Below are 12660 nucleotides of genomic sequence, written 5' to 3' on the forward strand. Positions count from 1 at the left end.
TCGGGCTCGCCCTGCGTTTAGCCGGCGTCGATGCAATCTCTGTTTGCATTGTGGCCTGCTTGCTCCTATCATTCCCGGCGTTAGGCTTGGAAGCCGCTTCCTGTTTTGATCCCGTTGTTGATTGTTCAATCGAATTCCGTGGTTGAAGAAATGACATTCGTGCAGGACAACACCGCCTTTGAGGCGTGGCTCCGCCGTGAATGCGAGCGTGAATGCAAGGTCGTCGAGCCCGATCTCGAAGAGAAGCACGAACGAATGGAGGAGAGCCCGTTCATCTTCCTGCGCGCGACGTTCTTCCGCTGGGCCAAGCGTATCGAGAAACTATGTCCGCAGCCGAACGACGTCCCGCGCGTCTTGTCGGTGGGAGACGCGCACACCGAGAACTTCGGGACCTGGCGCGACGCGGAGGGGCGCCTCGTCTGGGGCATCAATGATTTCGACGAGGCCGCCATCATTCCATATCCGTTCGATCTCGTGCGCCTTGCGACGAGCGCGCGATTGGCACCGAACGTCAAGGTCGCCAATGGAGACGCCGCAAAGGCAATTCTCAAGGGCTATGGCGATGGGCTCGCGCACGCAGGCCCAGCACTCCTGGATGAGAGCGAGTCCTGGATGCGGGAATATGTTGCATCCACCAAAAAACAACGGCGAAACTTCTGGAAGAAGGTGAAGGACTATCCGGATGCGACGCCGCCTGCGCGCGTTGCTGCGGCGCTCCGATCGAGGCTGCCGGAGGACGCCTCGGTCGTTCGCTTTGCCTCGCGCACGGCAGGCGGCGGCGGGCTGGGGCGTCCCCGCTTCGTCGTCATCGCCGAATGGTGCGGCGGATGGATCGTGAGAGAAGCCAAGGCACTCGTGCCGTCTGCCTGGGACTGGGCACATCGCATCGAGGGAAAGCCGCGCTTTCTCGACCTGGCGCAGGGACGTTTTCGGGCCCCCGATCCGCATCTCGCGTTGAAGCATCGCTTCATCATCCGGCGAATTGCCCCTGATGCACGCAAGATCGATCTTGAAGATCTCGTTGGCGCGGAACTGAAGCTTGATCTGCTCGAGGCGATGGGATTCGACATCGGAGCGATCCACGCCGCGACACGAGGCGCGTCCGAAAAAATCATCGCCGACCTGGAGAAGCGCGGTGAGAACTGGCTCCACGTGGCGGCGAAGGATGCCGCGGATGCCGTTCACGAGGATTACGAGGCGTGGTGCGAATTCCGCAAGGCCGAAAGATCCGATCAAGCACGGTCCTGAGCGGGCTCCGGATAGATCTTGAGGAACGCGACCGTTGCCTCGCGCGCCCGGCGCGCGATTTCGGCAGCCGTCGGACGACTCGCCGCCTGAAGCAGCAGGCCGGTCATCAGGTCGCCCCAGACTAGCCCCAGAAATTTTTCGGTCATCGCGTCGGGATCGCCAGAGAGAATCCCGGCTGATTTCGCATTCGCCATGATCGCGCGCAGCGCATCACGCGTCGGCTTGCGCGCGATCGTATCCAGCGCCTGCGCCACCTTTGGCGCGTGGGATATCGAAACGGCGCACGGCGTCATCCTGGCGCTGCGCCGGAAGCCGGATGGCAACGAAGAGCCGGAGGCGCGCGGCTAAGGCGCCTCTCACGTACCCTTGTCGAGCAACGCCTTGAAACCCGCGCGGGCGCGTTGCGCTTCGTGCCTGGCGGTCTCGGAAGCTTCGCCGAGGCCGAAATAACCGTGGATCAGGCCGAGGCCGTCGTAATAGCTGGTCGGAACGCCAGCGGCGGCAAGCGCGTCGGCGTAGGCCTTGCCCTCGTCGCGGAGCGGATCGAACCAGGCGGTCGCGACGATCGCCGGCGCGAGGCCGGTGAGATTCTTGGCGCGCAACGGCGACACGCGCCAGTCGGTGCCGTGGGTCTTGTCGGCGAGGTAATGGCCGCAAAACCATTCCATGGTGGCGCGGGTGAGGAAATAGCCTTCCGCGTTTTCGCTGCGCGAGGGAAAGCGTGCGTTCTCTTTGGCGTCCGCGAAGTTTCCGGCGACGTCGGTGACGGGGTAGACCAGCAATTGCGCCGCCAGTTTGATGTCGGCGTCGCGGCAGGCGATCGCGGTGGTGGCCGCGAGATTTCCTCCCGCGCTGTCACCGGCGACGCCGACGCGCCGCTCGTCGCCGCCGAATTCGGCGATGCGGGCGATGACGTCCCGTGTGGCCGCGAAGGCATCCTCAAAGGCGCCGGGAAACCGCACCTCGGGCGGGCGGCGATAATCGACCGAGACGACGACCGCGCCGGTCTCGATCGCAAGCCAGCGCGCCTGCCGGTCATGGGTGTCGAGATCGCCGGCGACCCAGCCGCCGCCGTGGAAGAACACGACAGTTGGGGATTTCTCGCTGGAGTTCCGGTAGGCCCGCGCGTTGAGGAATCCGGCGGCGCCTTTCACCTTGATGTCCTCCGCGCTCATCACCGGCGGCGGCGGCACGGCCGCGCGCGCGGCTGCCAGCGCGCGTAGCGCCTCGCGCGCGCTTTGCGGCGTCATCGTCGCGGCATCGCGCAGCGGCAGCAGCGGAATGATCCGGGCGACGACGGGATCGAGCGGTGGAATCATGCGGGGGCGCCTCGTTACGGAACAAGGCGGCAGCATAGGTAACGAGCGCGGCCGACGCAATCGCGGCGTCCTGTCGGGTAGACGAGCCAATTTCCTTCAATTGATGGCTGCCCTGCAAGCAGATGCACGGCAGCCGCATTGTCTGATTTTGCTGCAGTTGCCTCTTACAGATGCATCGCGATGCCAGACTTGCAGATGCTGACGCGAAGCGCGGTGGTCCTTAGAGAGATTCAATTCCCGCGCTGTTCTATTCATTCGCTGAGGCTGCTAGATGCGGCCCCGTGAATCCTGTTCTGTGAAGTGGAAGTGAAGTGACGACCAGTGCTGATTGCCGGCTCGTAGAGGACCATCGAAATCGAAACGACAAGCGCCACGCGCATTTATTTATCGGTGCGGTATTCCTGCTGGTTGATCTATCCTTCTCGACGACAATGGCGAATGCGCAATCGAGCGCTGTACTGCCGGCGGTGACAGTCGAATCGCCGACGCAAAGACGGAAGCTCGTTCGCCCAGCGGGCACTTCTGCGCAGCGGACCCAGGCTGCAGCAGCGCGCCAGCGAAATCGAAATGCGACGCCTGCACAGCCAAGTCAGTCAGAACGCGCTGCCGCTGCAGCGGCCGCTCAATATGAAGCCAAGCTTGGCTATCGCGCGATGCCAAGCCCGACCACGCTGCGCACCGGCGCATCGCCGCTCGACACCTCGCAAGTCGTCAACGTCGTGCCGGAGCAGGTGCTGAAGGATCAACTGCCGCGCAACATCGATGACGCGCTCGTCAATGTCAGCGGCATCACCCAGACCAACACGCTGGCCGGCACCCAGGACGCCGTCATCAGGCGTGGCTTTGGCGATAACCGTGACGGCTCGATCATGCGCAACGGCATGCCGCTGGTTCAGGGCCGCAGCTTCAATCCCGCGGTCGAAAGCGTGGAGGTGCTGAAAGGGCCTGCTTCGCTGCTCTATGGCATCATGGATCCCGGCGGCATCGTCAACACGATCAGCAAGCGTCCCGAGCTCTATCAGCACGGTTCGGTCACCCTGCTTGGCTCGACCTATGGCGGCGGCAAGAGCGGCGCGGACGGGATGTTCGATATCACCGGTCCGATCGGCAAGGACGGGCTGGCCTATCGCTTCATCGCCTATGGCGTCAACGAGGACTACTGGCGCAATTTCGGGCAACGCCGCGAAACGCTGATCGCGCCGTCGCTGGCCTGGTATGGCGAAAACACCACGGTCCAGCTCAACTATGAGCACCGCGATTTTATTTCTCCGTTCGACCGCGGCACCGCGCTCGACTCCCGCACCAACAAGCCGCTTGCTGTACCGGCGACGCGCCGGCTTGACGAGCCCTACAACAATATGTGGGGGACGTCCGACCTGATGCAGGCCTCGGTCGATCACCGGCTCAACGAAGACTGGAAGCTGTTTGCGGCCTACAGCTACAACACCGAAAGCTTCAGCGCCAACCAGCTGCGCATCACCGCGGTCAACCCCGTCACCGGTATCGTGACCCGGAGCAATGACGGCACCAGGGGCTCACTCAGCAACGTCAGTTACGGCACGTCCTATCTGCAGGGCGGATTCTGGCTCGGTGGTATGCGCAACGACGTGTTGTTTGGTGGCGACGCCCAGTATCGCACGATCTACCGCAAGGACCTGATCCGGCAGGCGACCCCCAACGTGTTCAACATCTACAATCCAGTCTATGGCCTGCTCCAGCCGGGCACGACGGTGTCAGCCACCGACAGCGACCAGACCGACAAGCTCGGCACCCGGTCGCTGTTTTTCCAGGACACGCTTCATCTGACCGACCGCTTCGCGCTGGTCGGCGGCGTGCGCTACATGGAATACGAACAACTGGCGGGGCGCGGGCGGCCATTCAAGGCCAACACCGATCTCTCCGGCGACAAGGCGCTGCCGCTCGGGGGCGCCATCCTCAAGCTCACCGACGAGGTCTCCCTCTACGCGAGCTATACGCAGTCGCTGAAGCCAACCTCGACGATCGCGCCGCTCACCGGTGGCGTCGTGGTCGGCTCCAACATCGCGCCCGAAGAGGGCGTGCAGTGGGAGACCGGCGTCAAGTTCGATATCAACAAGCGGCTCTCCGGCACGATGGCGCTCTATGACATCGACAAGAAGAACGTGCTGGTGTCGCAGCTCAACACCGCCACCGGCCTGACCGAGTTTCGCACCGCCGGCAAGGTCCGCTCGCGCGGTCTCGAGATCGACGTCACCGGAAAGCTGACCGACAACTGGAGCATGATCGGCAGCTACGGCTATACCGACGCGCGGGTAACCGAGGACCCGGTCCTGACCGGCAAAGCGCTGCAGAACGTCGCGCTGAACACAGCCTCGCTTTATTTGGTCTACGACTTCGGCACGGCTTTGCCGGGCCGACTCGGATCGGCGCCGGTGCACACTATGTAGGCGACCGGCCAGGCGATGCGGCGAACACCTTCGTCCTGCCTTCTTACGTCGTCGCGGACGCGTTCGCGACTTACGAGACCAAATACCAGACCCTGCCGGTGATCTATCAACTGAACGTCAAGAACCTGTTCGACACCATCTACTATCCCTCCGCCGTGAACAATCTGAACGTCGCAATGGGCGACGCGCGACGGGTGTCGCTGTCGGCGACGGTGAAGTTCTGAGAGCACGTACACCCAACATAGAACGATTACAAACAGCGTGAGCCCCGGTTGGGTAGCAGGACGAACATCTCTTCGGTATTGTCCTGATAACCCCGTTGAATAGGCGGCGATTGCGACAAGCCTCGTCGATTCCAGCGCCGATCCCCGCGACATGTTTCCCCCTATGAACAAGCACTCGATCAAGGCCGCCCTGTTGCAGGTCCATTCCATCATTGGCCTTGCGCTTGCGTTGGTGCTGACCTTGATCGGGATGACCGGGGCGACGATGAGCTTCGAGGATGAAATCGGGGCCAGCCTGAATGCCGGGATCATGCGAGTCGAGGCCCGCTCCACGCCGATGCTGACGCCGCATGGGCTGATCGCGCGACTGCAGGCCGCTCACGATCTTGGCAAGGTTTCGGCCGTGACGATGGCAAGTGATCCGTCCACGGCGGTGCGCATCAGGTTTGCCCGCAACGAGGGCGGCTCGCGGCCGTCCTCGGTCTATGTCGATCCGTATGATGCGCGCGTACTCGGCAGCCCACGAGGCGAGTACTTTTTCGCCACCGTGCGCAAGCTGCATCGCTGGCTGCTGCTGCCCGGCGATGCCAATGGTTATGGACGGCAGATCACCGGCGTGGTGGCGATCGGCCTGATCGTGATGCTGATCTCCGGAATCGTGCTGCGATGGCCGCGCCGCGCCGGCAGCATGAAAATGTGGCTAAAGCCGAATCTGGCACTGCGCGGTCGCGGCTTCCACTGGTCGCTGCATTCCGTCGTTGGCACCTGGGTGCTCGTGATCTACCTGGTGATGGCGCTCACCGGCCTGTGGTATTCGTTCGATTGGTACAAGAACGGCGCCACCTGGCTATTGTCGCGCCCCTCGGTCGTCGCAGCACCGATGCAGCCGAAGATGCAACCGAAATCGCCACGGGGCACCGGCACGGGCGCAGCCGAGGCCGCACCGCTTGCGCTCGACCGCGCCTGGTCGGCTTTCCTGCACGAACAGGGCAGCCGCTTCGCAACGGCGCAACTGACGCTGCCGGCCGCGGGTACGGTCGTGCGAATCCGATCCTGGGCGCGGGATGCGTCGCACGATGGTGCGCGGGACGAATTCCGAATCGATGCCGTCACCGGCAGGGTGGTTTCGTCGGAGATCTACGCGGACAAATCAGTCGGCGAGCGGATCCTAGCGAGTGTGCTGGATATTCACCGCGGCAGCATATTTGGCTGGCCGGGCCAGCTGCTGTTCATGGTGGCCGCAGCCCTGATGCCGCTGTTCATGGTTACCGGCTTCATGCTGTATCTTTCGCGCCGAAAGCATCGGCGTATGTCGCGGCCGACGGTCGGGAGCCTGGTTCCGGGCGAATGAAGCGCGCAGCAGTTGTGCTCCGTTTACTTCTTGTTATCCGTAAACGGCGCGCGCGGGGAACGGCCGCCCGCGCCGCTCATTACTCCTTACCAGAGGAGTGCTGCCATGAATCAAATTGCCGGAGTGGATCGGGCGCTCGACGAAATGCTGGTGCAACTCGGCGGGATGGTGTTGAGGCTGTCCAGCCCGCAGGTGACGCGGACGCCCGAAGAACGGCGCGCGCTGGCGTGCTCGGTCAGCCAGTATTCGGTGTGCGCGGCGCGCTCAGGCGATCCGCGCGTGCACCAGCTCAAGGTCGAACTGGAAGAGACGATCAAGCCGCATCTGCGGCTGGTCGCCAGCCGGTAAAGCGCGCGCCGCCTGATCCATCTGTAACGCAAGCCGCGTCGGAAAAAGCGTGCGGCCGGGTGGAGCCCGGCCGTGGCTATGTGCGAATGACCTCAGAGCGTCTTGAGGTATTCGATCAGCGCCTTTCGATCGTCCGCCGATAGCTCCGGCCCGATGACGCCTTTGATTTCCTTGTCCTTGTTATAGTCCTTCCTGAATTCGTGGCCTCTGTTCGAGTTTCCGCGAATGGAGGTGTCGAATACGAAACCGTTGGTGATCGGGTCGGTCTTGTAACCGAGCTTTACGGGGTCGTATTCGCGGCTGCCGAGATAGAATGTCGACGGCCGTTTCTCGGGATCCCCGAGCAGATCGTCGATGGTCGGCACCGAACCGTTGTGCAGATAGGGCGGCGTCGCCCATACGCCGTTGAGCGGACGAACCTTGTAGGCAAGCTCACCCCGGAGTTCGTTCGGCATATATCCGTCGATCCGCTTCCGCTCCGCGGGGCTCGCGGGCGGCTTCCTCTGGTCGTAGATGGTGTTGACGGTTTTCTCGACCAGTTCGCCCAGCGCGAACGCAAAACTGCTGCTCTTGATCCCGAGGTTTTCGGGCACCGCGACCGTCCGGGCCAGCATGTCTGCCGCCTGCGCGGGATCGGTTCCGATATGCGAGATCGGAATATTTTCGACCTTGAGGATCGCCTCGCCGGCCTCGTTCCTGGTCCACCAGTCCTTGTTGTTGAAATCGTAGAACGCCCCGCTGGTCACCGGCGGGCGGTGACATTCCTGGCAATGGTTCTTGTAGAGTTCGGCGCCCTTGTCGGCCAGCTTCTGATCGATCGGCGGGAGAATATCGGCTGGCCATTTCGGAGATTGCAGGCCCGGAAAACCAGTCTTGGCGTTCGGCTGCGTGTCACCCTTGATCATCTGCTCCATCTTGAACAGCTGATCGACGTCCACGCTCGATTTATACAGTCCCTTCGACGGATCGGTCAGATTGAGCTCCGCCGACACGCCGAGTGACTCGCCGGCGTTGCGCACCATCGGCTGCATGATGGAGCCGTTATACTGCACCCAGTCGAACCACGGCGTGTTCCAGATCCGCGGGTAGTGCACCGGCGCGGAGGAGCCGGCGTAGTTTTCCGGCTTCTTCAGGTCGATTGAAAACACCTGGTTGCCGATCCGGTTGAGGGCGTCCAGCCGTCCGTAACCTTCCTGGATGCTTTGCGAGGCGACGCGCTCTTCCAGGTTCTTGACCTGCTTGTACTGATTGAGAGTCTGGTCGAGTTGGTTCTTCAGCGTTTCGCGGTCGTCGAGGGTGGCGTCCGGTCCCAGGATGCGCTCGGCGAAGCGGTCGAACCGGCCGGGCCAGTAGCGCGTCAGCAAGAGCGAGATGCCCATGCCCTGCTTCATCGCGAAGAGATTGGTGAGCGCCGGTCCGCCGTCGATGACGACGGCGGTGTCCTTGTAGGTGAAGCTGCCGGTGTGGCAGGCCGCGCAGGTCAGGCCGACACCGATCATCTCCTTCTTGGTGCGCGGGTTACGCCATACCGCGCCCGTGGAATCGAGCATCGGGGTGCCTTTCGCGAACCCGATCGGAAGCGCCTCCTTGCCGGGGATGATGGTATCCGGGATGAAGCCATAGCGGTCGAGATAGGCTGTGTCGCTGAAGAGGCCGACCTTGGTGAACGGCAGCCATGAAATCGTCGGCTGCTCCAGTGCCATGAACCACTCATAGGGGAAGCCGAAGGTCCGCGTTCCCTGGTCGGCGTGATAGAACCAGCTCAGTTTGTCTTTGCTGATGCCCTGGTCGAGCCAGACGGTTTTCTTCGGCGTCGGATGCTCTACGATCTTCACATGCAGATCTTGCCAGAGCTTGGCGATATCGTCCTTGAAGGCGGTGTAAGCGATGCCGACGATCGCCAGCGCGATCACAATTTTCGCAATCCTCTTGCCACGCATGGCCTGCCCCTTTTTAAAACCGCGTCGGTTGCGCGCAATATCGGTCTGTTATCAAAAAACGCCGGAAGGCGAATCACCCTCGGCGTGCGGTTGAATATGATACCACCTTATAGTGGCGCTATAGGCCTGTCCATAAATCCGATCCCTCGGGCTTGGGGTGATTTCGGTCGGTTCATCTCTCGCCGGGCTTTTCCAGTATAGAGTCCCGATCTTGCAGCAAAGTGTCGGATAGATCACATGAAGACAGAAGCGGCGGAATCGCTCAGAATTGAGATCAGCCCCGATGAGGCGGTTTCCGGGCTGGTGGTGCGATCGCCGAAATCCCGCGCGTGTTACGTGTTCGCGCATGGGGCCGGCGCCGGCATGACCCATGCGTCGATGGAAATTGTTGCGGCTGGCCTGGCCGAGCGCGGCATTGCGTCGCTGCGCTATCAGTTTCCATATATGGAGAAAGGCAGCAAGCGACCCGATGCGCCCAAGGTCGCACACGCCGCGGTGCGGGCGGCGGTGGCGGAAGCCGCGCGGTGCTGTCCCGCGCTGCCGCTGATCGCGGGCGGCCGATCGTTCGGCGGGCGAATGACGTCGCAGGCACAGGCGCTTTCACCTCTAGTCGGCGTTCGCGGGCTAGCGTTTCTCGGTTTTCCGCTGCATCCGGCCGGAAAACCTTCCAGCGACCGCGCCAAGCATCTCGCCGATGTCAAAATCCCGATGCTGTTCCTGCAGGGCACGCGCGATGCGCTGGCGGAATTGAGTCTGCTCGAGCCTGTCGTGAAAGGCCTGGAATCATGGGCAACGTTGCGATTGCTGGATGGTGCGGATCATTCCTTTCACGTGCTGAAGAGTTCGGGGCGGAATGGTCGCGAGGTGATGGGTGAGGCGCTGGATGCGTTCGCGGCGTGGGTCGACGAGGTGGTGGGCTAAGCTCTCCGACGTCGTCCCTGCCTAGTGCGCGATTGCGCACGGGAGCAGGGACCCATACGCCGCGGCGGCCATTGTGAAGCGCTGTGGCAATCGCTTTGCCCAAACAACTAAATCCTGTGGTTATGGGTCCCGGCTCGCGCTTCGCTTGGCCGGGACGACGGATGATAGACTTTGCGCTGCGCTCGATACCCATTACGATACGTCCATGACAAAAATCCTGATCGTCAATCCGAACACAACCGCCTCGATGACCGAAACGATTGGCGCCGCCGCGCGCGCCGTCGCTGGCCCCGGCACCGAAATCTTCGCCGTTACGTCGTCGATGGGACCCGTATCGATCGAGGGATATTACGACGAGGCGTTCGCCGTGCCCGGCCTGATCCAGGCGCTGTTGAATGCGCCGGACGCCGATGCGGCGATCGTTGCCTGCTTCGACGACACCGGGCTGGACGCCGCCCGGACCGCTGCGCGCTTTCCTGTGGTCGGCATTTGCGAGGCGGCGCTGGTGACGGCTGGCCAGATCGCAAAGCGCATCGCCGTCGTCACCACGCTGCCGCGCTCGATCGTGCCGCTCGAGGAATTGGTACGACGCTATGGTTTTGCGGAAAGGGCGCAAGTCACCGCCTGCGACGTCGCGGTGCTCGATCTCGACAAGCCCGGCTCGGGTGCGGAAGCGAAGCTTGAGGCCGAGATTGCGCGCGCGCTTGAGAAGGGCGCTGAGGCGATCGTGCTGGGCTGCGCCGGCATGGCCGACCTCCCACAGAAACTGTCGCGGAAATTCGGCGTGCCTGTCGTCGATGGGGTCGCGGCCGCGGTCAAACAGGCCGAGGCGCTGGCGGGGTTGAAACTCACGACGTCCCGGCGCGGATCGTATGCCTCGCCGGGCGTCAAGAAATACGACGGCATATTGGCGCCGTTTGCGCCGAAGACGTCACGATGATTGCGGCGCGCCGTAGATCTTGTCGCGCAGCCGGCGCATGCCGGTGAGCCAGCGGTCGCGGCTGGACGCCTTGCGCTGCATGTATTCGGCGACCTGCGGGTGCGACAGAATGAGAAAGCGTTCTTCCGCCATCGCCTCGATCACCATGCGCGCCACCTCCGGCGGCTGCAGCACGCCGTCGACCCTTGCCGCGCTGGGGCCAGGCGTCGTCATGCCTGTCTGCACCGATTGCGGGCAGAGCACGGAGACGCGGATGCCGCGGTCGCCATATTGAATGGCGAGATGTTCGGCGAGCGCCACCGCCGCATTTTTCGTCACGCCATAAGGCATCGAGTTCAGCGACGCCAGCAGGCCGGCCGCGGAAGCGGTGTTGAGCAGATAGCCGGATCCGCGCGCGAGCATGCCCGGCACCAGCGCACGCGCCGCGAACACATGGCTCATGACATGAACGCGCCAGCTTACGTCCCAATCGGCATCGGAGGCGGTCTCCTGTCCCTTGCGCGAGAGGCCGGCATTGGAAAAGAAAACGTCGACCGGGCCATACTTGTCCTCAGCCGCGGCGATCAGCGCCTTGATGTCTTCTTCCAGTCCGACATCGGCCGTGATCGGCAATCCGTCGATATCGCCCGCCACCTTCGCCAGTCTGTCGCGCGAGGTCTTGAGGTCGGCTATGACGACGCCGCGCGCGCCGGCCTCCGCATAGGCGCGCGCCACCGCCTCGCCGATGCCGCTCGCAGCTCCCGTGACGACGCAGACCTTTCCTTTGACATGCATGTTCGGTTCCCGCTTGTTTCTTTTTCTTGAGCGGGGCGAGAGTGATACGAGCTGCGCTGCGCGGTCAATGCCGGTTTGCGCCGGCGATCAATTTTTTGCAGCCACAGCGCACGCCGCTGGTATCAGCTTCGCCAGCGTGCGATGACGGCCGCGCGGGGCAATCAGGATCGGGAGAATTGAAGGATGCTCGAAGTGCGGGATGAGTTGGCTGTGACGGCGCCGCTTGCGGACGCTGCGGAGTGGACGAGCGAGGCGGCGTGGTCGCTCTACCGGCTGCCGTTCAACGATCTGTTGTTCGAGGCGCAAACCATTCATCGCCGGCATTTCGATCCCAACCGCGTGCAGCTCAGCAAGCTGCTCAATATCAAGACCGGCGGCTGCCCGGAAGATTGCGGCTATTGCAGCCAGTCCTCGCATCATTCGACGGGTCTTGCCGCCTCGAAGCTGATGGAAGTCGAAAAGGTCGTCGCCGAGGCACGCAAAGCCAAAGCTGGCGGCGCGACGCGCTACTGCATGGGCGCGGCATGGCGCAATCCGAAGCCGCGAGACATGGATGCCATCGTCGAAATGGTTGGCGCGGTGAAGGCGCTCGGGCTCGAGACCTGCATGACGCTGGGAATGCTGGACCGCGACCAGTCGGATCGCCTCAGCGCGGCGGGGCTCGATTACTACAACCACAATATCGATACGTCGGCGCGCTATTACCCGCAGGTGATCTCGACGCGCAATTTTGCCGATCGTCTCGACACGCTGGAGAATGTCCGGCAATCCGGCATGAAAGTGTGTTGCGGCGGCATCCTCGGCATGGGCGAGGAAGAAGCCGACCGCGTCGAAATGCTGGTCACGCTGGCGAACCTGGCCGAGCCGCCGGAAAGCGTTCCGATCAACATGCTGATTCCGATCGCCGGGACGCCGCTCGCCAAAGCGGAACCGATCGCGCCAATCGAGTTTGTCCGGATCGTTGCGCTGGCGCGCATCATGATGCCGAAATCATACGTCCGCCTGTCGGCGGGCCGCTCGGCCATGACCGACGAGATGCAGGCGCTCTGCTTCTTTGCAGGGGCAAACTCGATCTTCGTCGGCGACACCTTGCTGACGGCCGGCAATCCGGAGGACGAGGCCGACCGGAAGCTGTTTCGGCGGCTGGGACTGCAGGCGCTCTGACCGGG

The 12660-nt window shown here is 62.9% G+C and carries 10 protein-coding genes and 1 pseudogene; 7 read left to right on the plus strand and 4 right to left on the minus strand.

Features of this window, described 5'->3' with window-relative positions; all coding sequences use genetic code 11:
* The first annotated feature begins 150 nt into the window (after positions 1-150).
* Positions 151-1248 carry a DUF2252 family protein gene (locus KIP88_RS16370; protein WP_214488958.1) on the plus strand — a complete coding sequence of 366 codons (1098 nt, stop codon included), beginning with the start codon at positions 151-153 and terminating at the stop codon, positions 1246-1248.
* Here the strand turns inward: KIP88_RS16370 and KIP88_RS16375 are convergent.
* Both KIP88_RS16375 and KIP88_RS16380 read right to left on the minus strand, forming a co-directional pair.
* Positions 1233-1541, minus strand: a complete 309-nt coding sequence (locus KIP88_RS16375) for a TetR/AcrR family transcriptional regulator C-terminal domain-containing protein (RefSeq protein ID WP_214488959.1) — start codon at positions 1539-1541, stop codon at positions 1233-1235. The genes KIP88_RS16370 and KIP88_RS16375 overlap by 16 nt on opposite strands.
* 63 nt (positions 1542-1604) lie before the next feature.
* Positions 1605-2567, minus strand: coding sequence for an alpha/beta hydrolase (locus KIP88_RS16380; RefSeq protein ID WP_214488960.1), 963 nt, complete (start codon positions 2565-2567; stop codon positions 1605-1607).
* Positions 2568-2998: 431 nt separating this feature from the next.
* Here KIP88_RS16380 and KIP88_RS16385 point away from each other — a divergent pair.
* The 3 genes and pseudogenes from KIP88_RS16385 to KIP88_RS16395 all read left to right on the plus strand — a co-directional run bounded on the left by KIP88_RS16385 (position 2999) and on the right by KIP88_RS16395 (position 6916).
* A pseudogene (locus KIP88_RS16385) lies at positions 2999-5217 on the plus strand (TonB-dependent siderophore receptor).
* 151 nt (positions 5218-5368) lie between these two features.
* Positions 5369-6568: a PepSY-associated TM helix domain-containing protein gene (locus KIP88_RS16390; RefSeq protein WP_374226474.1), complete on the plus strand. Its 1200-nt coding sequence runs from the start codon at positions 5369-5371 to the stop codon at positions 6566-6568.
* Between the two features lie 105 nt (positions 6569-6673).
* Entirely contained in the window at positions 6674-6916 is a 243-nt protein-coding gene (locus KIP88_RS16395; protein WP_214488961.1) for a hypothetical protein, read from the plus strand.
* Between the two features lie 92 nt (positions 6917-7008).
* Here KIP88_RS16395 and KIP88_RS16400 read toward each other — a convergent pair whose 3' ends face one another.
* Positions 7009-8856, minus strand: coding sequence for a di-heme-cytochrome C peroxidase (locus KIP88_RS16400; RefSeq protein WP_214488962.1), 1848 nt, complete (start codon positions 8854-8856; stop codon positions 7009-7011).
* 237 nt (positions 8857-9093) lie between these two features.
* Between KIP88_RS16400 and KIP88_RS16405 the strand changes: the two genes are divergently transcribed.
* Positions 9094-9777: an alpha/beta family hydrolase gene (locus KIP88_RS16405; protein ID WP_214488963.1), complete on the plus strand. Its 684-nt coding sequence runs from the start codon at positions 9094-9096 to the stop codon at positions 9775-9777.
* A gap of 205 nt (positions 9778-9982) precedes the next feature.
* Positions 9983-10717 carry an aspartate/glutamate racemase family protein gene (locus KIP88_RS16410; RefSeq protein WP_214488964.1) on the plus strand — a complete coding sequence of 245 codons (735 nt, stop codon included), beginning with the start codon at positions 9983-9985 and terminating at the stop codon, positions 10715-10717.
* Here KIP88_RS16410 and KIP88_RS16415 read toward each other — a convergent pair.
* A complete protein-coding gene (locus tag KIP88_RS16415; protein WP_214488965.1) occupies positions 10709-11491 on the minus strand; it encodes an SDR family oxidoreductase in 783 nt (260 codons plus the stop codon). The two genes, KIP88_RS16410 and KIP88_RS16415, sit on opposite strands and share 9 nt — an antisense overlap.
* 183 nt (positions 11492-11674) lie before the next feature.
* Between KIP88_RS16415 and bioB the strand changes: the two genes are divergently transcribed.
* Positions 11675-12655, plus strand: a complete 981-nt coding sequence (gene bioB / locus KIP88_RS16420) for a biotin synthase BioB (RefSeq protein WP_214488966.1) — start codon at positions 11675-11677, stop codon at positions 12653-12655.
* Positions 12656-12660: the final 5 nt, after the last annotated feature.

It is taken from the genome of Bradyrhizobium sp. SRL28 (assembly GCF_018596315.1).
Taxonomy (GTDB): Bacteria; Pseudomonadota; Alphaproteobacteria; order Rhizobiales; family Xanthobacteraceae; genus Bradyrhizobium.